This is a genomic window from Streptomyces naganishii JCM 4654 (assembly GCF_014650575.1).
Lineage (GTDB): Bacteria > Actinomycetota > Actinomycetes > Streptomycetales > Streptomycetaceae > Streptomyces > Streptomyces naganishii.
Genome location: NZ_BMVF01000018.1, coordinates 89,508 through 112,419 on the forward strand (window position 1 = coordinate 89,508; position 22,912 = coordinate 112,419).

Annotated in this window: 22 protein-coding genes, 1 pseudogene and 1 riboswitch; of the genes and pseudogenes, 10 read left to right on the forward strand and 13 right to left on the reverse strand. The window is 72.4% G+C overall.

What is annotated here, in order from left to right; translation table 11 throughout:
* Window positions 1–104: 104 nt before the first annotated feature.
* Window positions 105–956, forward strand: a complete 852-nt coding sequence (locus IE217_RS27505) for a helix-turn-helix domain-containing protein (protein ID WP_190180648.1) — start codon at window positions 105–107, stop codon at window positions 954–956.
* Window positions 957–967: 11 nt separating this feature from the next.
* Entirely contained in the window at window positions 968–1,159 is a 192-nt protein-coding gene (locus IE217_RS27510; RefSeq protein WP_190180649.1) for a hypothetical protein, read from the forward strand.
* Window positions 1,160–1,187: 28 nt separating this feature from the next.
* Here IE217_RS27510 and IE217_RS27515 read toward each other — a convergent pair whose 3' ends face one another.
* Window positions 1,188–1,697: a carboxymuconolactone decarboxylase family protein gene (locus IE217_RS27515; RefSeq protein ID WP_190180650.1), complete on the reverse strand. Its 510-nt coding sequence runs from the start codon at window positions 1,695–1,697 to the stop codon at window positions 1,188–1,190.
* Between the two features lie 47 nt (window positions 1,698–1,744).
* On the opposite strand from IE217_RS27515, the gene pdxR reads away from it, so the two are divergent.
* Window positions 1,745–3,139, forward strand: a complete 1,395-nt coding sequence (gene pdxR, locus IE217_RS27520; protein ID WP_190180651.1) for a MocR-like pyridoxine biosynthesis transcription factor PdxR — start codon at window positions 1,745–1,747, stop codon at window positions 3,137–3,139.
* A gap of 47 nt (window positions 3,140–3,186) precedes the next feature.
* Here pdxR and IE217_RS27525 read toward each other — a convergent pair whose 3' ends face one another.
* Window positions 3,187–4,035 (reverse strand): hypothetical protein, encoded by an 849-nt coding sequence (locus IE217_RS27525; RefSeq protein WP_190180695.1) that lies wholly within the window; start codon window positions 4,033–4,035, stop codon window positions 3,187–3,189.
* Window positions 4,036–4,117: 82 nt separating this feature from the next.
* Complete coding sequence (rocD, locus tag IE217_RS27530) at window positions 4,118–5,323, reverse strand: ornithine--oxo-acid transaminase (protein ID WP_190180652.1); 1,206 nt, start codon at window positions 5,321–5,323, stop codon at window positions 4,118–4,120.
* Between the two features lie 125 nt (window positions 5,324–5,448).
* A riboswitch (ZMP/ZTP riboswitch) is annotated at window positions 5,449–5,574 on the forward strand.
* A gap of 31 nt (window positions 5,575–5,605) precedes the next feature.
* Between rocD and IE217_RS27535 the strand changes: the two genes are divergently transcribed.
* Complete coding sequence (locus IE217_RS27535) at window positions 5,606–7,054, forward strand: glycine hydroxymethyltransferase (RefSeq protein WP_190180653.1); 1,449 nt, start codon at window positions 5,606–5,608, stop codon at window positions 7,052–7,054.
* A gap of 268 nt (window positions 7,055–7,322) precedes the next feature.
* Here the strand turns inward: IE217_RS27535 and IE217_RS27540 are convergent, their stop codons facing one another.
* Window positions 7,323–8,006, reverse strand: a complete 684-nt coding sequence (locus tag IE217_RS27540; protein WP_190180654.1) for a hypothetical protein — start codon at window positions 8,004–8,006, stop codon at window positions 7,323–7,325.
* Window positions 8,007–8,137: 131 nt separating this feature from the next.
* Here IE217_RS27540 and trpS point away from each other — a divergent pair, with 131 nt between their 5' ends.
* Both trpS and IE217_RS27550 read left to right on the forward strand, forming a co-directional pair.
* Window positions 8,138–9,151 carry a tryptophan--tRNA ligase gene (trpS, locus tag IE217_RS27545; RefSeq protein WP_190180655.1) on the forward strand — a complete coding sequence of 338 codons (1,014 nt, stop codon included), beginning with the start codon at window positions 8,138–8,140 and terminating at the stop codon, window positions 9,149–9,151.
* Between the two features lie 171 nt (window positions 9,152–9,322).
* A complete protein-coding gene (locus tag IE217_RS27550) occupies window positions 9,323–9,916 on the forward strand; it encodes a 2'-5' RNA ligase family protein (RefSeq protein ID WP_190180656.1) in 594 nt (197 codons plus the stop codon).
* A 48-nt stretch (window positions 9,917–9,964) separates the two neighbouring features.
* Here the strand turns inward: IE217_RS27550 and dprE2 are convergent, their stop codons facing one another.
* Window positions 9,965–10,741, reverse strand: a complete 777-nt coding sequence (gene dprE2 / locus IE217_RS27555) for a decaprenylphospho-beta-D-erythro-pentofuranosid-2-ulose 2-reductase (protein WP_229865637.1) — start codon at window positions 10,739–10,741, stop codon at window positions 9,965–9,967.
* An 85-nt stretch (window positions 10,742–10,826) separates the two neighbouring features.
* On the opposite strand from dprE2, the gene IE217_RS27560 reads away from it, so the two are divergent.
* Complete coding sequence (locus tag IE217_RS27560; RefSeq protein ID WP_190180658.1) at window positions 10,827–11,741, forward strand: YihY/virulence factor BrkB family protein; 915 nt, start codon at window positions 10,827–10,829, stop codon at window positions 11,739–11,741.
* Here the strand turns inward: IE217_RS27560 and IE217_RS27565 are convergent.
* Window positions 11,689–12,963 (reverse strand): D-alanyl-D-alanine carboxypeptidase family protein, encoded by a 1,275-nt coding sequence (locus IE217_RS27565; RefSeq protein WP_229865640.1) that lies wholly within the window; start codon window positions 12,961–12,963, stop codon window positions 11,689–11,691. The genes IE217_RS27560 and IE217_RS27565 overlap by 53 nt on opposite strands.
* Before the next feature lie 91 nt (window positions 12,964–13,054).
* Here IE217_RS27565 and IE217_RS27570 point away from each other — a divergent pair.
* Together IE217_RS27570 and IE217_RS27575 are read left to right on the forward strand one after the other, a co-directional pair.
* Window positions 13,055–13,189: pseudogene (locus IE217_RS27570) on the forward strand (SCO4848 family membrane protein); the annotation flags it as partial.
* A 349-nt stretch (window positions 13,190–13,538) separates the two neighbouring features.
* Window positions 13,539–15,095, forward strand: a complete 1,557-nt coding sequence (locus tag IE217_RS27575; protein ID WP_190180660.1) for an ABC transporter substrate-binding protein — start codon at window positions 13,539–13,541, stop codon at window positions 15,093–15,095.
* Window positions 15,096–15,099: 4 nt separating this feature from the next.
* Here the strand turns inward: IE217_RS27575 and IE217_RS27580 are convergent, their stop codons facing one another.
* Window positions 15,100–16,590: a HAMP domain-containing sensor histidine kinase gene (locus tag IE217_RS27580; RefSeq protein WP_229865641.1), complete on the reverse strand. Its 1,491-nt coding sequence runs from the start codon at window positions 16,588–16,590 to the stop codon at window positions 15,100–15,102.
* A 17-nt stretch (window positions 16,591–16,607) separates the two neighbouring features.
* Complete coding sequence (locus IE217_RS27585) at window positions 16,608–17,297, reverse strand: response regulator transcription factor (protein WP_190180662.1); 690 nt, start codon at window positions 17,295–17,297, stop codon at window positions 16,608–16,610.
* Between the two features lie 165 nt (window positions 17,298–17,462).
* On the opposite strand from IE217_RS27585, the gene IE217_RS27590 reads away from it, so the two are divergent.
* Window positions 17,463–19,877 (forward strand): MMPL family transporter, encoded by a 2,415-nt coding sequence (locus IE217_RS27590; RefSeq protein WP_190180696.1) that lies wholly within the window; start codon window positions 17,463–17,465, stop codon window positions 19,875–19,877.
* Here IE217_RS27590 and IE217_RS27595 read toward each other — a convergent pair.
* From IE217_RS27595 to IE217_RS27615, 5 genes are all read right to left on the reverse strand, one after another.
* Complete coding sequence (locus IE217_RS27595; RefSeq protein WP_190180663.1) at window positions 19,870–20,484, reverse strand: Uma2 family endonuclease; 615 nt, start codon at window positions 20,482–20,484, stop codon at window positions 19,870–19,872. The genes IE217_RS27590 and IE217_RS27595 overlap by 8 nt on opposite strands.
* Window positions 20,485–20,574: 90 nt before the next feature.
* A complete protein-coding gene (locus IE217_RS27600) occupies window positions 20,575–21,324 on the reverse strand; it encodes a TetR/AcrR family transcriptional regulator (protein WP_190180664.1) in 750 nt (249 codons plus the stop codon).
* A gap of 9 nt (window positions 21,325–21,333) precedes the next feature.
* On the reverse strand, window positions 21,334–21,822 hold the full coding sequence (locus IE217_RS27605; RefSeq protein ID WP_229865642.1) for a thiol-disulfide oxidoreductase DCC family protein: 489 nt from the start codon (window positions 21,820–21,822) through the stop codon (window positions 21,334–21,336).
* A 47-nt stretch (window positions 21,823–21,869) separates the two neighbouring features.
* Window positions 21,870–22,277, reverse strand: coding sequence for a hypothetical protein (locus tag IE217_RS27610; RefSeq protein WP_190180666.1), 408 nt, complete (start codon window positions 22,275–22,277; stop codon window positions 21,870–21,872).
* Between the two features lie 165 nt (window positions 22,278–22,442).
* On the reverse strand, window positions 22,443–22,853 hold the full coding sequence (locus IE217_RS27615; protein ID WP_190180667.1) for a VOC family protein: 411 nt from the start codon (window positions 22,851–22,853) through the stop codon (window positions 22,443–22,445).
* Window positions 22,854–22,912 lie beyond the last annotated feature (59 nt).

The window sequence follows — 22,912 nt, forward strand, 5'->3', positions numbered from 1 at the left end:
AGGGCACGGGGGGCCATATTTGCCACACGGTCCGCAACAATGGCCTCGATGCGGTGAACTGTGCCGCAGGCCCTACGACGGTCGCGCGGTGCGGAAGGAACGACATGCCACCAAGGACGATCCTCACCCAACGTCAGAAGCGTCTGGGAAGCGAACTGCGCAGGATGCGCACCACAGCCGGCATGTCCGCGGAGTACGCAGCAGGACTCCTCGGCGTCGACCGGAGCAGGATCTCCAACATGGAGTCCGGACTGCGCGCGATCAGCGCCGAACGGCTGCGCACACTGGCTTGCAACTGCGACTGCACCGACGAGAAGTACATCGACGCCTTGGCCGAGATGGCGGAGCCGAGAGAAACGGGATGGTGGGAACGCTACCGGGGCAGCCTGCCTCAAGGCCTGCTGGACATCTCCGAAACCGAGGCCGGCGCGGTACGTCTGCGAGGCGCGAACACCGTGCACGTACCAGGGCTGCTCCAGACATCGGCGCACGCCATGGCCATCTTCCGCGCTGTCGTCCCACAGCTTCCCGAGCATGAGGTCGCCCTCCGGCTGGCACACCGTGCGGAGCGCCAGAAGGTGATCACCGGCGACGACCCGGTCCCTTATGTCGCCGTCATCCACGAGGCCGCGCTACGCATGCAGTTCGGCGGACGAGACGTTGCCCTGGCACAGCTGGAGTACCTCCTGGAGGTCTCCGAGTGGGACAACGTGACCGTGCTGGTCATCCCGTTCACCCACGGCGCTTTCCCCGGAGCGGGGCACACGGTCGTCTACACCGAGGGGCCTGTGCGGCAGCTCGACACCGTGCAGGTGGACAACTCCCACGGGCCGGTCTTCCTGCATGCCGACGGTCAGCTCGCGAAATACCGAGCACAGCTTGACCTGTTGGAAGATCTGGCACTGTCCCCCGAGCGCTCCCGCGACTTCATCCGCCGGATCGCCCGACAGCTATGAGGAGAAGCCAGATGGCCGACATCACCTGGGAAGCCCCGCTCTGCGGTGAGGGCAGCTCCTGCTTCCGCCTGGGCACCGACGCCGACGGCAACGGCTACATAGCCGTTGCCGGGCAAGAGGACCACTACCTCACCGACTCCCTGGAAGCCCTGCGCACCCTCATCACCGACATCAAGGCCGGCAAGGCCGACCACCTGCTGTAGGGCTGGCCGAGTCGGGAGGTGGCTCGGGTCAGCCGTGCTGGCCCGGTGTGTAGTGGCCCGGGACCATGCGGGTCGTCACGCCGAAGCGGTTCCAGGCGTTGATCATGGTGATCGCGGCGATCAGCTGGGCCAGCTCCGGCTCGTCGAAGTGCTTGGCGGCCTTCTCGTACACCTCGTCGGGCACGAAGCCGTCCGTCAGGACGGTCACCGCCTCCGTCAGCTCGATCGCTGCGATCTCCTTCTCGGTGTAGAAGTGCCGCGACTCCTCCCAGGCGCTCAGCTGCACGATCCGCTCCACGCTCTCCCCGCCCGCGAGCGCGTCCTTGGTGTGCATGTCCAGGCAGAAGGCGCAGTGGTTGAGCTGCGAGGCGCGGATCTTCACCAGCTCGCGCAGCTTGGGGTCCAGGCCCTTTCCGGCGGCGGCCTCCAGGCGGATCATCGCCTTGTAGACCTCGGGCGCGTGCTGCGCCCAGTTCAGCCGCGGGGTGTGCTCGGGGGCGTACTCGACCGTTTCCTCGGTGGTGTCATCAGTGCTCATGCCGTCGAGCCTAGGAGCGGGGCAGCCCAGGAGTATGGTCCATTTCCATGGCGAGAACGCGGGCCACTTTGGGAGTCGACCTCCACCTCCAGCCGGCCGGGCCGGGCGTGCGCCGCGGGCTGACCGGCGCCCTGCGCGAAGCGGTCCGCACCGGCCGCCTCGCGCCCGGCACACGGCTGCCGTCCTCCCGTACGCTCGCCGCCGACCTCGGCATCGCCCGCAACACCGTCGCCGACGCCTACGCCGACCTCGTCGCCGAGGGCTGGCTGACCGCCCGCCAGGGCTCGGGCACCCGTGTCGCCGACCGCGCGCCGGCGCCCCCGACGGCGGCGGCCCACCCGCGCCGGGCACCGGGCGCACCCACCCACGATCTCGCCCCCGGCAACCCCGACCTGGCCTCCTTCCCGCGCGCCGAGTGGCTCAGGGCCGCCCGCCGCGTCCTGACCGCCGCCCCGAACCGGGCCCTCGGCTACGGCGACCCGCGCGGAAACCCCGACCTGCGCACCGCGCTGGCCGGCTACCTCGCCCGCGTGCGGGGCGTGCGCACCGACCCCGAGCGCCTGGTGGTGTGCTCCGGCTTCTCGCACGGCCTGGGCATCCTCGCGGCGGTCCTCCGAGCGCGCGGCGCGAGCACGGTCGCCGTCGAGTCCTACGGACTGGACGCGCACTGGCACCTGCTGGAGCGTGCGGGCCTGCGCACCCGCCCGCTGCCCTTCGACGAACGCGGCACGGTCACGGACGGACCCGGCGGCCCGGACGGCGCCGGCGCGGTGCTGCTCACGCCCTCCCACCAGTTCCCGATGGGCGTGCCGCTGAGCCCCGGCCGGCGCGCGGCGGTGGTCGACTGGGCCCGCCGCACCGGCGGCCTGGTCCTGGAGGACGACTACGACGGCGAGTTCCGCTACGACCGCCAGCCCGTCGGCGCGCTCCAGGGACTGGACCCCGACCACGTCGTCCACCTCGGCACCGCCAGCAAGTCCCTCGCCCCCGGGCTGCGGCTGGCCTGGATGGCGCTGCCCCCGTCCCTGGTCGAGGAGGTCACGGCCGCCAAGGGCCGCTCCGACACCTGCGGGGTGCTGGACCAGCTCACCCTCGCGGAGTTCATCACCTCCGGCGCCTACGACCGCCACGTCCGCGCGGCCCGCCTGCGCTACCGCCGTCGCCGGGACGCCCTCGTCGCCGCCCTCGCCGAGCACGCCCCCGAGGTCCACGCCACCGGCATCGCCGCCGGCCTGCACGCCGTGCTGCGCCTGCCGCCCGGCACCGAACCCGCCGTGGTCCAGGCCGCGGCCTGGCAGAACCTCGCCGTCCACGGCCTCACCCGCTTCCGTCACCCCCGGTCCACCGCCGCCCCCCTCGACGCCCTGGTCGTCGGCTACGGCACCCCACCGGACCACGCCTGGACAGCGGCCCTGGACGCGCTGTGCCGGGCCCTGCCGTGACCGACGGCCACCGGCGGGGCCAAGCGTCAGGTAAGGGCCTTGGAGGGTCACACCTTCTCGGTGGCCGTCTCCTCGGCCGAGGCCGGGGCCTCGCCGAAGCGGGCCAGGGCCAGGGCGCCGGCGACCGCGACCACGAACCCCAGCACGGCGAGCCAGGCCAGGCCCTCGCGGGTGCGGTCGCCCAGCCAGATCACGCCGATCGCGGCCGGGCCGATCGTCTCGCCGATCACCATGCCCGCGGTGGCCGTCGTCACCGAGCCGCGCTGGAGCGCCGAGGTCAGCAGCACGAAGGCAGCGCCCCCGCCCAGGAGCAGGGCGTACGTCGCCGGGTTGGTCAGCAGGTGCACCGGGTCCAGCGAGTCGATCAGCCGCACCGACACCTCCACCACGCCGAAGCCGAGCCCCGCACCCAGGCCGAGGACCAGGGCCCGCCCGCGCTCGGGGAGCCGGCCGCCCACCGCGCCCATGGCGAGCACGCCGAGGCCCGCCCCGAGCATCGCCCACTTCAGCGCCGTAGAGCCCGGCTCGCTGCCCTCGGTGCCCGAGGCCAGGCCCAGCATCGCCAGGCCCGCGCAGACCACGCCCACCGCGCCCCACTCCATCGCGCTCAGCCGCACCCCGAGCAGCCGGGCCGAGGCCACCGCCGTCACCGCGAGGCTGGAGGCGAGGGCCGCGCCGACCGCGTAGATCGGCACCGATCTGAGGGCGACGATCTGGAGCAGGAAGCCGAGACCGTCCAGGCCCAGACCCGCCACGTACCGCCACTGCCGCACCGCCCGCAGCAGCAGCGCCGCGTCCCCGCCCCCGCCGCCCGAGGCGGCCGCGGACCGGGCGGCGATCGCCTGGAGAACCGTCGCCGTACCGAAACACACCGCCGCGCCGAGCGCGCACACCATTCCCAAGAGCACGCTGTGACTCTAGGGGAGTGCCGGACCCCTGCCCGCCCCGGGCGGCCCTCCCACTGCTCCCGGCCGGCCCCTACGCCCCCAGCACCGCCCGCAACTGGTCCAGCCCCCAGTCCAGGTCCTGCTCACCGATCACCAGGGGCGGGGCGATGCGGAGCGTCGAGCCGTGGGTGTCCTTCACCAGGACGCCCCGGTCCAGCAGCCGCTCGGAGATCTCCCGGCCCGTGCCGTGGGCCGGATCGACGTCCACCCCCGCCCACAGTCCGCGCCCGCGCACCGCCGTGACCCGGCCCGTACCCGCCAACTCGCCGAGGCGCCGGTGCAGATGCTCGCCCAGCTCCGCCGCCCGCGCCTGGTGCTCGCCCGACTCCAGCATCGCGATCACCTCCAGCGCCACCGCGCACGCCAGCGGATTCCCGCCGAACGTCGACCCGTGCTCGCCGGGCCGGAACACCCCGAGCACCTCCCGCGAGGACACCACCGCCGACACCGGCACGATCCCGCCGCCCAGCGCCTTGCCCAGCACGTACACGTCCGGCACGACACCCTCGTGCTCGCACGCGAAGGTGCGGCCCGTGCGACCGAGCCCGGACTGCACCTCGTCCGCCACGAACAGCACGTTCCGCTCCCGGGTCAGCTCCCGCACGGCCGCCAGGTAACCGGCCGGCGGCACCAGCACGCCCGCCTCGCCCTGGATCGGCTCCAGCAGCACGGCCACCGTGTTCTCCGTCACCGCCGACCGCATCGCGGTCATGTCGCCGTACGGCACGATCTGGAAGCCGGGCGTGTACGGGCCGAAGTCGGCGCGTGCCTCGGGGTCGGTGGAGAAGCTGATCACCGTCGTCGTACGGCCGTGGAAGTTGTTGCCCGCGACCACGATCTTGGCCATCTCGGCGGGCACGCCCTTGACCTTGTAGCCCCACTTGCGGGCCGTCTTCACGGCGGTCTCCACCGCCTCGGCGCCCGTGTTCATAGGCAGCACCGTCTCCATGCCGCACAGCGCGGCCAGCCGCTCGCAGAACGCGCCGAACCGGTCGTGGTGGAAGGCGCGCGAGGTCAGCGTCACCCGCTCCAGCTGGGCCCTGGCGGCGTCCACCAGGCGCCGGTTGCCGTGCCCGAAGTTCAGCGCCGAGTAGCCGGCCAGGAAGTCGAGGTAGCGGCGGCCCTCCACGTCCGTCATCCACGCGCCGTCCGCGGTGGCGATCACCACGGGCAGCGGGTGGTAGGTGTGCGCGCTGTGGGCGTCGGCGGCGGCGATCAGGTCTTCCGTAGCGGACACGGCATCTCCGAGGTCGGCCGGTGCGGGGGCCGGTCCGGCGGACGGACCCCTGGGACGCCTCCTTCCTATCCCCGCTCGCATGCTGGACGCCGGAACCCGGCCGCGAAACCCGCCCGGTAGGCTGATCGGCGGGCCGTGACTGGCGCGCTGGGCTCCGCCGACCGCGTTCGCGGACCGGAACCCGAAGATGGGACCGACCATCGGGGAGCGGCCCGAACGAAGAACGTGTGCCGTGCGCCTGGGCCGTACCGTGAACGCCGAACGCCACGTCCGGAGGTCCCCATGCCAGAGCAGCCCCTTTCCCCCGAGTCCACCGCCTTCCGCGCCGCCCTGGACGTGGTGCGCGCCGTGGAGCCGCGCGTCGCCGACGCCATCGGCCAGGAGGTCGCCGACCAGCGCGAGATGCTCAAGCTGATCGCATCCGAGAACTACGCCTCCCCGGCCACCCTGCTGGCGATGGGCAACTGGTTCAGCGACAAGTACGCCGAGGGCACCGTCGGCCGCCGCTTCTACGCCGGCTGCCGCAACGTCGACACCGTCGAGTCGCTGGCCGCCGAGCACGCCCGCGAACTCTTCGGCGCCCGCCACGCCTACGTCCAGCCGCACTCCGGCATCGACGCCAACCTCGTCGCCTTCTGGGCCGTCCTCGCCGACCGCGTCGAGGCGCCGTTCCTGGAGAAGACCGGCGCCCGCCAGGTCAACGACCTGTCCGAGGCCGACTGGGCCGAGCTGCGCCAGGCCTTCGGCAACCAGCGCATGCTCGGCATGTCCCTGGACGCCGGCGGCCACCTCACCCACGGCTTCCGCCCGAACATCTCCGGCAAGATGTTCGACCAGCGTTCCTACGGCACCGACCCGGCCACCGGCCTGCTCGACTACGACGCCCTGCGCGCCTCCGCCCGGGAGTTCAAGCCGCTGATCATCGTGGCCGGCTACTCGGCCTACCCCCGCCTCGTGAACTTCCGGATCATGCGCGAGATCGCCGACGAGGTCGGCGCCACGCTCATGGTCGACATGGCCCACTTCGCGGGCCTGGTCGCGGGCAAGGTCCTCACCGGCGACTTCGACCCGGTGCCGCACGCCCAGATCGTGACCACGACCACCCACAAGTCGCTGCGCGGCCCGCGCGGCGGCATGGTCCTGTGCGACGACTCCCTCAAGGACCAGGTCGACCGCGGCTGCCCGATGGTGCTCGGCGGCCCGCTGCCGCACGTGATGGCCGCCAAGGCGGTGGCCCTGGCCGAGGCCCGGCAGCCCTCCTTCCGGGACTACGCCCAGCGCATCGTGGACAACTCGCGCGCCCTGGCCGAGGGCCTGACGCGGCGCGGCGCCACCCTGGTCACCGGCGGCACGGACAACCACCTCAACCTGATCGACGTGGCGACGTCGTACGGCCTCACCGGCCGTCAGGCGGAAGCGGCGCTGCTGGAGTCGGGCATCGTCACCAACCGCAACGCCATCCCGGCCGACCCCAACGGCGCCTGGTACACCTCCGGCATCCGCGTCGGCACCCCCGCCCTGACCACCCGCGGCCTCGGCACCGCGGAGATGGACGAGGTCGCCGGCCTCATCGACCGCGTGCTGACCGCCGCCGAGCCGGGCACCACCGCCAAGGGCGCCCCGTCCAAGGCGCAGCACGTGCTCGACGCGAAGATCGCGGACGAGATCTCCCACCGCGCCACCGACCTGGTCGCGGGCTTCCCGCTCTACCCGGAGATCGACCTCGGCTGACGGAGCCCCGACCGCCCCCACGCGCCCGCCCCCGGCCGCCCAACGGACGGCCCGGTCACGCACCGGGGCCCCTGAGACCCGTCGGAGGCTCACCGGCCGACGGGGCTCAGGCCGGCCGGGACCTCGCCTCGGAACCCGGCCGGGCTCACGGACCGGCCGGGCTCACGGACGGGCCGGGCGCACGGATCGCGATCTCCCGGCGGCGGCCGGGGCCGAGGGGGCGGAGTGTTTCCGGGGCCGGCCGGTCGGGCTCAGGGCCGCGGTCGGCTCACAGGTCGATCAGTTCCTGGCGCGGGCCGCCGTGCGGCGGGCCGGTCTCACGGCGGCCCGTCGCGCGGCGTACCAGTACGGAGCCCGCGACCCCGGCGGCGAGCCCCGCGGCCGCCCACCACACCCGCTCCCGCGTCCCGTCGCCGCCGGCCGCCGCGGGCTCGCGCCCGAGCAGGCCGTCGTGGTCCGCGAGGTCGAAGAAGCGGCGCGACGCCCGGTGCCAGCGGATGTCGTCGTCCGGCAGGTCCGGCGCCGGGTCGGTGCGCACCCACGGCGTGCCGTCCTCGGCCACGAACAACTGGTCCTGGCGCAGCATCGCCACGTCCCCGCCGGGCGCCCGGCTCGTCTGCGGCCAGCCCCCGACCCCGGTCAGCCCCCACAGCACGGTGATCCGCACCGGCGGATGGCGCCCCTCCGTCCAGGCCCGCGGAACCCGCTCCGTACCCGGGTACGTCGGATCCAGCACGCTGCGCAGCCCGTCGAACTCGGGCTCCCCGGAATGCCAGGCCGCCGTCCGCCCGGTGGCGGTGTACGTGACCACCGCCACATCGGGCTCGGCATACGCCCCGGGGGCGGACATCGGGCGGAACCCCGAGGCGTCCGCCGCGGCCGCGCTCCCCGGCCGGCCCGCCAGGACCACCGCGGCCGCGGCCGCCACCACCGCTCCCACCGCCCGTCGCATGAAGACCCCCCTCCCTCGAGGCCCTTATTACCACCCCCCGGCCACAACGGATCCGCCGCGGCGCGCAACGGTGCACGGCCGGTGCCGGGCCGTTTCCGGATCAGTGCCCCGTACCTGAGAGAATGGTGAGCATGGCCAACGACCGACCTCGCGTGCTGTCCGGGATCCAGCCCACCGCGGGCTCCTTCCACCTCGGCAACTACCTCGGCGCCGTCCGCCAGTGGGTGTCCCTCCAGGAGACCCACGACGCGTTCTACATGGTCGTCGACCTGCACGCGATCACGATCCCGCAGGACCCGGCCGTGCTGCGCGCCAACACCCGGCTCGCCGCCGCCCAGCTGCTGGCCGCCGGGCTCGACCCGGACCGCTGCACGCTCTTCGTGCAGAGCCACGTGCCCGAGCACGCCCAGCTCGCCTGGGTCATGAACTGCCTCACCGGCTTCGGCGAGGCCTCCCGGATGACCCAGTTCAAGGACAAGTCGGCCAAGCAGGGCGCCGACCGCGCCTCCGTCGGCCTGTTCACGTACCCGATCCTCCAGGTCGCCGACATCCTGCTGTACCAGGCCAACGAGGTGCCGGTCGGCGAGGACCAGCGCCAGCACATCGAGCTGACCCGCGACCTCGCCGAGCGCTTCAACGGCCGCTTCGGCGAGACCTTCACCGTCCCGAGCGCGTACATCCTCAAGGAGACGGCGAAGATCTACGACCTCCAGGACCCCACGGTCAAGATGAGCAAGTCGGCCTCCACGCCGAAGGGCCTCATCAACCTCCTCGACGACCCGAAGGCCACCGCCAAGAAGGTCAGGAGCGCGGTCACCGACACCGACACGGTCATCCGCTTCGACCCGGAGACCAAGCCCGGCGTCAGCAACCTGCTGTCCATCTACTCGACCCTGACGGGCGCGGGTGTGGGCGAACTGGAGGAGAAGTACGCCGGCAAGGGCTACGGTGCGCTCAAGACCGACCTCGCCGAGGTCATGGTCGAGTTCGTGACGCCGTTCCGGGAGCGCACCCAGGGCTACCTGGACGACCCGGAGACGCTGGACTCGATCCTGGCCAAGGGCGCGGAGAAGGCGCGCGCGGTCGCCGCCGAGACGCTCGCCGAGGCGTACGCCAGGGTGGGCTTCCTGCCCGCCAAGCACTGAGGCGCACCACCGCACGCCCGCGCCGGGGGCGAAGCGCTGCACATCACTGCGGCTGCGCCTGCCCACAGGACGGCCGTGGTCGTACAGTCGAAGCCGGACGGCGGTGACGAAACGGCCAAAGGGCCGAGAACGAAACAGACGACCCATCCGGCACGACGACAGGGAGACGACGTGGGGACCGTAACGATCGGCGTGTCGATCGCGGTCCCGGAGCCGCACGGCAGCCTGCTCCAGGAGCGGCGCGCGGGCTTCGGCGACGCCGCGGCTCACAACATCCCCACGCACGTCACGCTGCTCCCGCCGACCGAGGTCGGCGACGGCGACCTGCCGGCCGTCGAGGCCCATCTGACCGCGGTGGCCGCGGCCGGACGCCCCTTCACCATGCGGCTGTCGGGCACGGACACCTTCCGCCCGCTGTCGCCGGTGGTGTACGTGCGGGTGGTCGAGGGCGCCGAGGCCTGCACCTGGCTCCAGAAGCAGGTCCGCGACGCCTCCGGCCCGGTGGCGCGGGAGCTCCAGTTCCCCTACCACCCGCACGTCACGGTGGCGCACGGCATCGAGGACGCGGCGATGGACCGCGCCCTGGAGGAACTCGCCGACTACACCGCCGAGTGGCACTGCACGGGCTTCGCCCTGCACGAACAGGGCGCGGACGGAGTCTGGCGCCGGCTGCGGGAGTTCACCTTCGGCGGCCGCACGGTGGTGCCCCCGCAGGCGGCCCCGGTCGACACCCCCGCCGACCACGGCACCCTCCCCACCCGATAGACCGCGCCCGGCAGGAGACGTCGGCGGCAGCCCCCGCGAACCGGGCTTCTACAGCGGCAGCCGTCGGAACAGTGCTCGTGGCAGGTGGCGTACGGCCGATGCCATCAGGCGCAGGGAGCCCGGTACCCACACGTCCTCCGAGCGGCGCCGCAGGCCCAGTTCGATCGCCGTGGCGACCTCGCCGGGTGTGCTCGTGAACGGTTCGGCCGGCCGCCCGGCCGTCGCCCGCGTCCGCACGAAGGCGGGCCGGACGACCATGACGTGGACGCCCGTTCCGTACAGCGCGTCGCCGAGGCCCTGCGCGAAGGTGTCCAGACCGGCCTTGCTGGAGCCGTAGATGAAGTCCGCCCTGCGGGCCCGCCCGGCGGCCACGGAGGAGAGCACCACCAGCGAGCCGTGCCCCTGGTTCTGCAGCTCGCGCGCGGTCACCAGGCCCGCGGACACCGCCCCGGTGTAGTTGGTCTGCACGACGGCCACCGCGTTCAGCGGCTCGCGCTCGTCGTACGCCTGGTCGCCGAGCACGCCGAAGGCCAGCAGCACCATGTCGACGGCGCCCTCGGCGAACACCTTGCCGAGCGCGGCCTCGTGGGCCAGCGGGTCGACCGCGTCGAAGGCGACGGTGCGCACCTCGGCGCCCAGCGACCGCAGATGCGCGGCGGCCTCCTCCAGCGCGGGAGCGGGGCGGCCGGCCAGCCACACCGTGCGGGTGCGCCGCGCGATCAGCCGGCGCGCGGTGGCCAGCGCGATCTCCGACGTGCCACCGAGGACGAGCAGGGACCGGGGGAGACGGCCGGCGGGGGCGAGGCGGTCGAGGACATCCTTCACGGCAGACGACACTATCGCTCGCTTATGGGCGTTTTGTCGCAGAAACGCGGTGTTCATGCGTCCCGGCAGCGGGCACAGTCGGATCATGGACTGGCTGAAGAACCTTCCCGTCGTCGGCCCTTGGCTGGCGCGCCTGATGCTCACGCACGCCTGGCGTTCGTACGAGCGTCTGGACCGGGTGAAGTGGACGCGGCTCGCCGCCGCCATGACGTTCGTCAGCTTCGTCGCCCTGTTCCCGCTGCTGACGGTCGGCGCGGCGATCGGCGCCGCCACGCTCGGCCCCGCACAGCAGCACACCCTCCAGAACAAGATCGAGCAGCAGTTCCCGGGGCTCGGCAGCCAACTGGACATCAGCGCCCTGGTGCAGAACGCCGGCACGGTCGGCGTGATCGCGGGTGCCTTCCTGCTGTTCACCGGCATCGGCTGGGTCGGCCAGATGCGGGACTGCCTGCGGGCGGTGTGGGAACTGCCCGACGCCGACGGCAACCCGCTGCTGGACAAGCTCAAGGACGGCGGCATCCTGCTCGGTTTCGGCGGCGCGGTGGTCGTCACCCTCGCCGTCTCCACCCTCGCCTCGGCCGCCGTCGGCTGGACCTCCCGCCAGTTCGGCCTGGACGAACACGGCTGGGGCAGCCTGCTGTTGCGCGTCGTCGCCTTCGCCGTCGCCGTGCTCGCCGACTTCCTGGTCCTGCTGTACGTCCTGACCCTGCTGCCCGGCGTCGAGCCCCCGCGCCACCGGCTGCTGGTCGCCGCACTGCTCGGCGCGGTCGGCTTCGAACTGCTCAAGCTGCTGCTCAGCGGCTACATCCAGGGCGTCGCGGCCAAGAGCATGTACGGCGCCTTCGGCGTCCCCGTCGCCCTGCTGCTGTGGATCAACTTCACGTCCAAGCTGGTGCTGTACTGCGCCGCCTGGACGGCGACGGGGAGCAAGGAGAAGGAGGCGGGGCTCAGGAGCGGCTCCGGCGGCGCATCAGATCCGGCAGCGGCCAGCGGCGGTTGACCAGGAACGCGCCCGCCGCGAGCAGCACCAGCACCCCGGCGGAGATGCCCAGCGCGATCCCCATCCCGCCCGAGCCGCTCTTGACGGAGGCGCCGGCCACCGGCCGGGACGAGGAGCCGCCCGCGCCGCCCGACTGGCCCGCGGAGGAGTTTGCGCCCGGCTGGGTCGCCGCGTCCGCGCTCTTCGGCGGCACCAGCGTGCCCACCGGCTGCACCTTCCCGGCCGCCTTGAAGCCCCAGTCGAAGAGCTTGGCGCTCTCCCGGTAGACCTCGTTGTGCTCCTTCTTCTCCGGGTTCATCACCGTCACCAGCAGCACTCGGCCGTCGCGCTCGGCGACACCGGTGAAGGTGGCGCCCGCGTTGGTGGTGTTGCCGTTCTTCACCCCCGCGATGCCCGGGTACACGGAGAGGTCGTAGTCGCCGCTGAGCAGCCGGTTGGTGTTCTGGATCTCGAAGGAACCCCGGGTGGACTTGCCCTTCTTGTCCTTCGTCGTCTCGCCCGGGAAGGAGGCCCGCACGGTCGAGCAGTACTCCCGGAAGTCCTTCTTCTGCAGCCCGGAGCGCGCGAACAGCGTCAGGTCGTACGCGGAGGAGACCTGGCCGTCGGCGTCGTAGCCGTCCGGGCTCACCACATGGGTGTCCATGGCCTGGAGTTCGGCGGCGTGCGCGTTCATGTCCTTCACGGTCTGCGGCACGCCGCCGTTCATCGCCGACAGCACGTGCACCGCGTCGTTGCCCGAGCGCAGGAAGACGCCCAGCCACAGGTCGTGGACCGTGTAGGTCTCGTTCTCCTTTATCCCGACCAGGCTTGAGCCCGCGCCCATCCCGGCCAGGTCGGTCACGGCCACCTTGTGCTTCTGGTCGCGCGGGAACTTCGGCAGCACGGTGTCCGCGAACAGCATCTTCAGCGTGCTCGCCGGGGGCAGCCGCCAGTGCGCGTTGTGCGCCGCCAGCACCTGGCCCGACTCCGCGTCGGCCACGATCCAGGAGCGCGCGGTGAGGTCCTTGGGCAGCACCGGTACGCCGCCGGCGAGGTTCACCTGGGTCCCGGGCAGGCCGAGGCGGGCGCCGCCCACGGCGGACATCCGCGCCGGGGGAGTGGCCGACGGGCTCGTCTTCGGCGCCGGGGCCGCCAGGGCGGCGGGCGCGGTGAGCGAAACCGACAACAGGGCGGCGGAAGTGACCACCAGGGGTCGCCTGACGGTCTTCTGGGGTGCGGACACGGTCGGAAAAGTACCTGCCCCGCGCGGCGAAGTCCCGTCCCCCCTCCCACCCCGGACACGGAGCGGGGCGCGCGCCAGCGATACTGGGCGTATGAAGCTCAGCCGCCCCCTCTCCTGGTTCCTGCTCGCCTTCGGGGTGTGGAGCTGGATCATCTGGGTCACTTTCGTCAAGAATCTCGTCAAGGACGGCAGCGGCCTCGCGTTCGACCACGGCCGGCCGACGGCCTAGGTTGCGCGGGCTGCGCGCACTGCGCCGGACGTCATAGCGTTCCGGACACCCGGAGGGACGGACGGCGTCGGGCTCTTCCGGCTCGCCCCCGGGCAGGCCCGAGCGGTCCCCGATCGGGGCACGGTAAAAGGACATCAGGGTGCATACCGGGGCAAGGCGCGCAATCCCGGTGACAAGCTGAGAACCGGCCGGGAAACGAACCGGCAACAAATTTCCGTAACTTCTTTCCATTCTCTCCAGAACCCTCTTCCCCGGGCGAAACCCGTGTGATTAGGTATCGGCGCCACCAAGGGGGGTGGCGTATGCGCTTGCACAGGGGCCCCTGAGGGGTCTGGGGAGGACACCGATGCGATCCGTTCGCATGCGGATACTCGTGACGCTGCTCGTCCTGGCCGTCGTGGGTGTCGGCGGCTGGCAACTGCTGCCGTCGCAGGGAGACAAGAACAAGACCATCAAGGTCGGCACGACGGACGCCGTCACCTCGCTCGACCCGGCCGGCGCCTACGACGCCGGCTCCTGGGCCCTGTTCAGCAACGTCTTCCAGTCGCTGCTCACCTTCGCGCCGGACGGCGCCACCCCCGTCCCCGACGCGGCCAGGAGCTGCGGCTTCGTCGGCGGCGGACTGCGCACCTACCGCTGCGAGGTGCGGGACGGGCTGAAGTTCCCGAGCGGACGCGCGATGACGGCCGAGGACGTGAAGTACTCCTTCGACCGCGTCAAGAAGATCAACTCCGACGTCGGCCCGGCATCCCTGTTCTCCACCCTCGGCTCCGTGGACGCCAGCGGCCAGGAGGTGACGTTCCACCTGTCGACGCCGGACGCCACCTTCCCGTTCAAGGTGGCCACCGGCGCCGGGTCCATCGTCGACCACACCCACTACGCCCTCGACGCGCTGCGCGGCGGCACGCAGGTCGACGGCACCGGCCCGTACCAGCTGACCGGCTACACCAAGGACAAGAGCGCGCAACTGACGCCGAACGGTTCCTACCAGGGCGCCGTCACCGGCGCCCGCAGCCCGGTCGAGCTGCGCTACTACTCCGACGGCAAGGCGCTCGACGCGGCGTGGAAGGACAAGCAGGTCGAGGTCGCCACCCGCACGCTGACCCCGGACGTCCTCGCCCGGCTCAACCCCAGCGACCCCAGCCAGCGCGTGTCGGAGTCCGACAGCTCCGAGACCCGCAACCTCTACCTCAACACCCGGGCCTCCTCACCGCTGCACGACGTGCGCGTCCGCCGCGCCATCGCCTGGCTGATCAACCGCGAGCAGCTGGCCACCTCCGTCTACGACGACACGGTCGACGCGCTCTACTCGCTGATCCCGGCCGGCATCACCGGCCACACCACGTCCTTCTTCGACGCCTACCCGGCGCAGAGCGTCAAGAAGGCCCGGGAACTGCTGACCGAGGCCGGCGTGTCCGTCCCCGTGCGCTTCACCTACGGCTACGGCAAGGGCCGCGGCTCGGGTGAGCAGGAGGCCGCCGAGCTCAAGCGGCAGCTGGAGGCGGGCGGCCTGTTCAAGGTCGACGTCAAGGGCTACGAGTGGACCGACTTCCAGAAGCGCTGGGCGGCCGGCAAGCTCGACGCCTACGCGGTCGGCTGGGTCGCGGACTACCCCGACCCGGACACCTTCGGCGCCCCGCTGGTCGGCACCGGCTCCACGATGAACACCGGCTACAGCAGCAGGGCCGTCGACCGCCTCATCACCGACAGCCGGCAGTTCGCCGACCGCAGCCGGGTGTTCGCGGACTTCCGCACCCTCCAAGCCGACGTCGCCCAGGACGTGCCCCTGATCCCCCTGTGGCAGCAGAAGGAGTACGTCGTCACCAGCGAGGACGTGGGCGGCGGCCAGTACCTCTCGGACGGCACCGGCGTCTTCCGCCTCTGGAAACTCGGCTGGATCTGACCCGTCACCGCCGGCGGGCCCCGGGCTCAGGGGAGTCCTCGGCCCGCTCGTGCGGCCCGGGTACCTCGCACGGACCCGCCGGCAGGGTGACCGTCACCTCCAGTCCCTCGCCCGGGGCGGTGCGGACGCCCACCTCGCCGGAGTGGGCCTCCACCACGCCCTGGACGATGGCCAGGCCCAGGCCGCTCCCGGCGCCGGTGCCCGTGCGGAAGAAGCGGTCGAAGACGCGGGCCGCGTGCTCCTCGGCGAGCCCCGGCCCCTTGTCGGCGACCCGCAGCCGTACGACCCGTCCGGCGCGTTCCACGCCGAGCCGCACCGGGACGTCGGCGGCCGTGTGCACGCGCACGTTGGTCACCAGGTTGCCCAGCACCTGCCGCAGCCCCGACTCGTCGGCCCGCACCAGCACCGAACCCGCCGCCTGGACCGTCACCGGCCGCTCCGGCTGCTGCGCGCGCAGGTCCTCGGCCGCGTCCCGCACCAGCCGGCTCACGTCCACGTCGCGCAGCCGCAGCTCGGGCCGCTGGTCCAGGCGGGCCAGGGTGAGCAGTTCGTCCACCAGCCGGCCCATCCGGTCCGTCTCGGCGTTCACCCGGTCCCAGGCCCGCCGCCGCTCGGCCGGCTCGGTGAGCATCCCCTTGTCGTAGAGCTGGAGGTAGCCGCGTATCGCCGCCAGCGGGGTGCGCAGCTCGTGCGAGGCGTCGGCGACGAAGCGGCGCAGCTGGGCCGCGCTGCGCTCGCGCGTGCGGTACGCCGACTCCACCTGGTGCAGCATGGAGTTCAGCGCGATGCGCAACTGCTCGACCTCCTGGGTCGGGTGGTGGCTGGAGGGCACCCGCCGGGTCAGGTCGCCCTCGGCTATCGCGGAGGACGTCTCCACCATGTCCTCCAGCGGCCGCATCCGCCGCCGCACCGAGAACATGGTCAGGCAGACCAGCAGCGCCAGCAGCAGCGTGCCCACGGCGAGGTCGAGCTTGAGAGCCTTGCCTATGCCCGTGTGCAGGGCGTCGGTGGAGGTGGCGAACAGCAGGTAGTTGCCGTCCTCGAGCCGCACGGCGGTCGTCCGGTACGACGCCCCGTGCACCGTCACCTCGTGCGGGGTGCCGCCGGCGGCCAGTACGCGCGGGTCGCCGACCACCCCGGCCAGCGCGCGCTGGGTGTCGCTCGGCGCGAAACCCGCGATGGGGATGGGCCGGCCGCGCCCGTCGACCGCGGTGAACACCGAGTCCGGGCGGGACTGCTGACTGCTGGGCTGCACGAACCGCTCCCGCACCAGCGCCAGCGCGGCCAGCGAGTCGATCTGCCGCATGGTCAGCCCCGAACTCGCGATGGACTGCCGCGTCTTGAGCAGCTGGGAGTCCACCTGGCCGAGCAGATAGTGACCCATCCCCATCAGGCTCACCGCGGTGGACACCACGATGCCCACCGCCAGCAGCGCCACGTTCGTCAGGGTGAGCTTTCCGCGCAGCGAGTGCGTGCCGTGCCGCCGGCGCGGCACACGCGGGCCGGTCCTCCTCACGCCAGCCCGTATCCGACACCGCGCCGCGTGGTGATCACCGGCGGCCCGAGGGTGTCCAGCTTGCGGCGCAGATAGCTGATGTAGGTCTCGACCACGGTCGACTCCGCCGGCGCGTGCTCGTACTGCCAGACGTGCTTGAGCAGTTGCTCCTTGGGCACGATCCGGCCGCCGTTGCGCACCAGGAAGCGCAGCAGGGCGTACTCGGTGGGGGTGAGCTCCACGGTCCGGCCAGCCCGGTGCACCGAGTACGTCGTCTCGTCCAGCTCCAGGTCGCCGTAGCGCAGCGGCGGGCGCCTCGGCAGCACGTCGTCTGGCCGGGTGCGGCGCAGCACGGCGGTGATCCGGGCGACCACCTCGTCGATGTTGAACGGCTTGGTGATGTAGTCGTCGCCGAAGCCGAGGGCGCCGACGACCTCCGCCGGTGAGTCCCGGGCGGTGAGGAAGACCAGCGCCAGCTCCGGCCGCCACGCCCGCAGCCGGCGCCCCAGCGCCCGGCCGTCGCCGTCCGGCAGCATCACGTCCAGCAGGGCCGCGTCCGGTGCGGTGCGCTCGGCCAGCGCGAGCGCCTCGCGGACGGTGCCCGCCGTCATCACCTCGAAGCGGTGGTAGCGCAGGGCGATCGCGAGGACGTCCGCGATGCTCGGCTCGTCCTCAACGACCAGCACGGTGCCTGGAGCCGTCGTCATGCCCCCAGTATCGGCGCGACCACCGGCGGCGGGGGCCGCGCCCGCTTTGGAGTTCCTTGAGAGTCCGGCCCGCCGCGCCCCGCGCGCGTGCGGCGCCTCCCATGCTGGGGTCAGGACCTGGGGGACCAACCGACCGATACAGAAGGAGCGTTGAGCGTGGCGGCATTGGCACGGTGGTGCTACCGGCACCGGCTGGTGGTCCTGTTGCTGTGGGTGGGGGCCCTGCTGGGCCTCGGTGCGACGGCCTCCGCGGCCGGCACCGATTACGCGAACGTGTTCTCGCTTCCCGACACGGACTCCAAGAGCGCGTACGACCTGATGGAGAAGGCATTCCCGGCCCGCGCGGGCGACACCGACACGGTGGTGTGGAAGGTGGACGGCGGCTCGGTCCGCGACGCCGCCGTACGCTCCCGGATCCAGCCCGCGCTGGAGGAGATCTCCCGGATGAAGGGCGTCGGCGAGGTCGCCGGCCCCTACACCGGCCCCCGCGGCGCGGCGCAGATCAGCCGGGACGGGCGGATCGCGTACGCGCAGATCACCTTCACCGAGCGGGCCGACGCGGTGCCCAAGGACCTGGTCCAGCGGGTCGTCGACACCGCGCGGGGCGCCGGACGGGCGGGCCTGGAGGTCGATCTGGGCGGCCAGGCGATCCAGCGGGTGCAGCAGCCGCCGCAGGGCCTGGCGGAGACGGTCGGCCTGATCGCCGCCGCCGTCGTGCTGTTCCTGGCCTTCGGCTCCCTGTTCGCCATGCTGCTGCCGATCGCGGTCGCGGTCTTCGGCGTGGGCAGCGGCCTGTTCGGTGTGCAACTGCTCAGCCACACCACCGACATCCCCGACCTCGCGCCGCTGCTGTCCTCCCTGATCGGCCTCGGCGTCGGCATCGACTACGCGCTGTTCATCGTCACCCGGCACCGGCGCGGCATCCTGCGCGGCGCCGACCCCGAGGAGTCGGCCGTCACCGCGCTCAACACCTCGGGGCGCGCGGTGCTGTTCGCGGGCGGCACGGTGTGCATCGCGCTCGCCGGAATGCTGGTGACCAACCTGCGCTTCCTGGACGGCGTGGTCATCGGCACCTCCCTGACCGTGGTGCTGAGCGTGCTCGCGGCCACCACCCTGCTGCCCGCCCTGCTCGGCTTCCTCGGCCCGCGCGTCCTCAGCCGCCGGCAGCGGCGCCGGCTCGCCGCCGAAGGCCCGGAGCGGGAGCGGGCGAGCGGGGCCGCGGCCCGCTGGTCGGCCCAGGTGCAGCGCCGTCCCCGTACGGTCGCGGCGCTCGCCGTGGTGGTGATGGCCGTGCTCGCGCTGCCGGTGCTGTCGCTGCGCCTCGGCGCGGTCGACCAGGGCAACGACGACCCGTCCACCACCACCCGCAAGGCCTACGACCTGCTCGCCGAGGGCTTCGGCCCCGGCTTCAACGGCCCGCTCCAGGTGGTCACGGCCGACGGGGACACCGCCGCCCTGGTCAAGGGGATCCAGTCGACCGCCGACGTGGCCCGGGCCGTCGCGCTGCCGCCGCAGAACGGCGTGACGGTGGTCCAGGTGGTGCCGAAGACGTCCCCGCAGTCGAAGCAGACCGACGACCTCATCGACACCCTGCGGGACGAGGTGATCCCGGACGCCGGGGTGCGGGCCCACGTCGGCGGGGTGACCGCGGTGTCCAAGGACTTCGCGACCGTCACCGGCGACCGGCTGCCCTACTTCGTCGCCACCATCATCGGCCTCGGCTTCCTGCTCCTGCTGGTCGCCTTCCGCTCCCTGGTGGTGCCGCTGACGGCCGCCGTGATGAACCTGGTCGCCGCCGCGGCCTCCTTCGGCGTCCTCGTGGCCGTCTTCCAGTGGGGCTGGGGCCTCGACCTGCTCGGCCTCGGGAAGGAGGGCCCGATCAACGCCTTCCTGCCGGTCATCATGCTGTCCCTGCTGTTCGGCCTGTCGATGGACTACCAGGTCTTCCTGGTGAGCCGGATGCACGAGGAGTGGGTGCACACCGGGGACAACGCCCGCGCGGTCCGGGTGGGCCTCGCGGAGACCAGCCGGGTCATCAACTCCGCCGCGCTCATCATGGTCTGCGTCTTCATGGCGTTCGTGCTCAGCGGTGACAACGGCGCCGCGATGGCGGGCGTGGGCCTCGCCGCGGCGGTCGCCCTGGACGCCTTCATCCTGCGTACGGCCCTGGTCCCGGCGGCGATGCACCTGCTCGGCGCGGCCAACTGGTGGCTGCCGGCCGGGCTGGAGAAGCGGCTGCCGCACCTGGCGGTGGAGCCCCAGGAGGACCCGGCCCCCACCGAGCCCCCGTCACCGGGGGAGGGGCCCGCCTCGGTGGTCCACGGCTTCGTCCGCACGGCCGACGGCGACCCGGTGGAGGGCGCCTCGGTGACGCTGCTGTCCAAGGGCGGGCGCCGACTGGACCAGGTGACGTCCCTGGCGGACGGCTCGTACATCGTGTCGGTACCGGGGCCGGGCGCCTATCTGCTGACGACGACGGCTGCGACGTACGGGTCACGGGCGGCGCAGGTGGCGGTGACGGAGGGGCCGTTGCCGTACGACGTGGAACTGGCGGAGGGTGAGGTGGACGCGGTCAACTAGCCTTTTTCTGCGCGGCCTTGAGGATCTCCTCCACGTCGAGGGTGACCTTGGCGCCGATCGACTCGGGCAGGGTGACGGTCTCGCCGGGGGAGTACGGGCGGTGGTGCTCGTACTTCTCCCCGGTGGGGTCGGTGAGGACGTGCAGGCGCTGGTGCTTGCGGTCGACGATGACGTAGACCGGCACCTTCGCCTTGGCAAAGGCGACGGCCTTGGTCTTCAGGTCGTCCTTCCAGTTGCTGGAGGTGACCTCCAGGACCAGGCGGAAGCAGACCGGGTCGTACGCGTTGTTCTCGACGAAGTGGTCGTCGATGTCGGCGTCCACGATCACGAGGTCGGGGATCGCGTAGTCCTCGTCCCCGGTGGGCAGCCAGAGGCCGACGTTCTGCAGGACCTCGGTCTCGTCGCCGTGCAGGCCGGCCGCGATGAACGGGATCATGAGGCCGGTCAGGGCGCGGGCGTGAGGGGCATCCGGTGAAGGGGTCACGAGGAGATGTCCTCCGATGATCTCGACTCGATAGCCCGGATGGCGCTCCATGATCTCGTCGGCGATGGCCGTGAGCGAGAACGGCTCGTCGTCGAAGGGCTGCTCGATGGCTGCGGCGGACATCGCGTGCCTCCCAGGGGCTGGTGTCGAGAACATCATGGTAGGCAGGCCGCAGGGCCGGCGTCCCTTCCGAACCGCTTCACCCGGAAGTGATCAAGAGTCCCGGCGCTTGACCCGCGCCGGGTCCGGCAGCGCCCCCGTCATCCCCGGCAGGAAGTCCGTGAACAGCTCGTGCACCTCGTGCACGAGGGGCCGCAGGACGCGGAAGCGGGCCAGTGCCACACCGCGTGCGGTGAGCCGCGCGCCCCGCTCGGCGAGGCGGTAGCTGCGCTCGCGCCCCGGGGTCCGGTCGAAGATCCAGTACAGCACGAGCCCCATCTGCGCGAGCCACATCAGCTCGGGCAGCACCTCGCGCAGCTCCTCGGGCACCTTGGTCCTCGCCCCGTACAGCACCTGCCTGTGCACGCTGATGGCCTCCACGCGCGCGTGCTCGGACTCGGGGGAGAAGGGGCTGAGCGGGCTGTCGGGGTCGGCGGCGTTCTTGAAGAACTGCACCGCGAACTCGTGGTACGGCGTGGCCACGTCCAGCCAGGTCCGCAGCACCCCCGCCAGCCGCGCCTCCAGGTCGGTCTCCCGGGCCAGGACCTCCCGGACCGCCTCCTGGTGCTCGGCGGCGATCCGGTCGTAGAAGCCCTGGATCAGGTGCTCCTTGCCCTCGAAGTAGTAGTAGGCGTTGCCGACGGAGACCCCGGCCTCCTTGGCGATGGCCCGCATCGTCGTCTTGTCGTACCCGCGCTCCTGGAACAGCCGCATGGCCGTCTCCAGGATCAGCGCGCGGGTCTGCTCGGACTTGCTGGGACTCACACCGCCGGCACCGCGGCCGTCGTCACTCTTCTGGGGCACGTGAAGAGCCTAGCCAGTGGGGCAGGCGCCGCCGTCGCAGCCGGGTGCGTCGTAGGTCCAGCCGACGCGCCGGTCGTACGACCACCCGTCCCCGCGCCGGTAGACGCCCCCGCCCCACTTCGCGCCGTCCTCGCCCGCGCCGTTCCACCGCCGGCCGCGCCACTTGGCGGCGGCGAGCACCGCGCCCCGGGCGAGCCTGGCGCCCGCCGGGGTGCTGAGCCGGTGGGCGAGCGGCCGGTGCTCGCGCAGCGCCCACAGGACGACGATCCAGGCGGCGGCTCCCCGGTAGACCTGCCCGGCGTCGCCCACGACGGTGACCTCCTCCAGGGAACTCCCGTGGTCGAGGCCGGGGAAGCGCCGCCGTGCCTGCTCGGAGCCGGCCGGCACGAGCTCCAGCGGGACCAGTTGGCGCTGCCTGACGAGCCAGTCGCGCACGAAGGCGCACAGCGAGCACTCGGCGTCGTACAGGACGGTCAGCCCGCGGACCGGGACGCGCACGGCGCCCCGGTCCGCCGGACCACGGCCGGCCGGCCCCGGCACCGCGCTCACGCCTCGCCCGCCGGGGTGACGAAGCCCTGCGGCCCGACCGGCGGAACCTGCTCGCGCTCCATCACGCCGCGCCGCCGGATCCGGTTGAGCACGTACACGTTGCCCAGGTGCATCGCGCCGAGCACCAGCAGCACCACGCCGAGCTTGGTCGACAGGGCCTCGAAGATCCCGCGCGCGTCCTCGATGTCCTGGCCGCCGCTCAGATACAGCGCGACGAAGCCGAGGTTGACGAGGTAGAAGCCGACCACCAGCAGGTGGTTCACCGCGTCCGCGAGCTTCTCGTCGCCGTGCAGCACGTCGGCGAGGAAGATCCGCCCGTTCCTGCTGAGCGTGCGGGCCACCCAGACGGTCAGGGCGATGCTGACGAGCAGATAGATGACGTAGGCGATGACCGTACGGTCCATGTCCCCACCCTTCTTGAACACGTTCAAAACGTTGTCGTGGACGACTGTAGACCTGTTTTTGAACACGTTCAACGGGAAGGGCGGACGGGGCCCGGTGACCCGCGCCTCAGCCCCTGGACCTCACGGCCGTCCCGGCCTTCCCGGCCTTCCCGGCCTTCCCGGCCCTCAAGGCCGGCGGCCCAGCTCCGGCCGTTTGGTGTAGTCGGTGAAGCCCAGGATGTTGCCCCAGGGGTCGGCGATCTCCACGCTCCAGCCGGTGGCCACCGCGAACGGCTGGTCCAGCAGCACGATCCCGGCCGCCGTCAGCTCCCGCGCCGCCGCCCGCGCGTCCGCGACCTCCAGCCACACGCGCGGGGCCATCCACGGCGGCGGCCGGTGCCCGAGCACCTCCTCCAGCCGGAGCAGGATCCCCGGCGTCTCGGCCCCGACCCGCAGCCCCGCGATCCCGGCCTCGTCCAGCCGGAACCCCACCGCGAACCCGGCCCGCCCGTAGAACCGGACGGCCTCGTCGAGGTCCCCCACGCACAACAGCACGTTGTCGAACCCGAGCAGCTCGTACGACTCGTCATCTGACATGCCATCAGATATTAGGCGGGCGCACCCGCCCACTCACGCAACGACGCGGACCCCGCTCC

Bases quoted from the DNA above. Each gene is read 5' to 3' on its own strand.
- IE217_RS27505 (WP_190180648.1), top strand. From the start codon at position 105: ATGCCACCAAGGACGATCCTCACCCAACGTCAGAAGCGTCTGGGAAGC.
- IE217_RS27510 (WP_190180649.1), top strand. From the start codon at position 968: ATGGCCGACATCACCTGGGAAGCCCCGCTCTGCGGTGAGGGCAGCTCC.
- IE217_RS27515 (WP_190180650.1), bottom strand. From the start codon at position 1,697: ATGAGCACTGATGACACCACCGAGGAAACGGTCGAGTACGCCCCCGAG.
- pdxR (WP_190180651.1), top strand. From the start codon at position 1,745: ATGGCGAGAACGCGGGCCACTTTGGGAGTCGACCTCCACCTCCAGCCG.
- IE217_RS27525 (WP_190180695.1), bottom strand. From the start codon at position 4,035: ATGGTGTGCGCGCTCGGCGCGGCGGTGTGTTTCGGTACGGCGACGGTT.
- IE217_RS27535 (WP_190180653.1), top strand. From the start codon at position 5,606: ATGCCAGAGCAGCCCCTTTCCCCCGAGTCCACCGCCTTCCGCGCCGCC.
- IE217_RS27540 (WP_190180654.1), bottom strand. From the start codon at position 8,006: ATGCGACGGGCGGTGGGAGCGGTGGTGGCGGCCGCGGCCGCGGTGGTC.
- trpS (WP_190180655.1), top strand. From the start codon at position 8,138: ATGGCCAACGACCGACCTCGCGTGCTGTCCGGGATCCAGCCCACCGCG.
- IE217_RS27560 (WP_190180658.1), top strand. From the start codon at position 10,827: ATGGACTGGCTGAAGAACCTTCCCGTCGTCGGCCCTTGGCTGGCGCGC.
- IE217_RS27575 (WP_190180660.1), top strand. From the start codon at position 13,539: ATGCGATCCGTTCGCATGCGGATACTCGTGACGCTGCTCGTCCTGGCC.
- IE217_RS27585 (WP_190180662.1), bottom strand. From the start codon at position 17,297: ATGACGACGGCTCCAGGCACCGTGCTGGTCGTTGAGGACGAGCCGAGC.
- IE217_RS27595 (WP_190180663.1), bottom strand. From the start codon at position 20,484: ATGTCCGCCGCAGCCATCGAGCAGCCCTTCGACGACGAGCCGTTCTCG.
- IE217_RS27610 (WP_190180666.1), bottom strand. From the start codon at position 22,277: ATGGACCGTACGGTCATCGCCTACGTCATCTATCTGCTCGTCAGCATC.
- IE217_RS27615 (WP_190180667.1), bottom strand. From the start codon at position 22,853: ATGTCAGATGACGAGTCGTACGAGCTGCTCGGGTTCGACAACGTGCTG.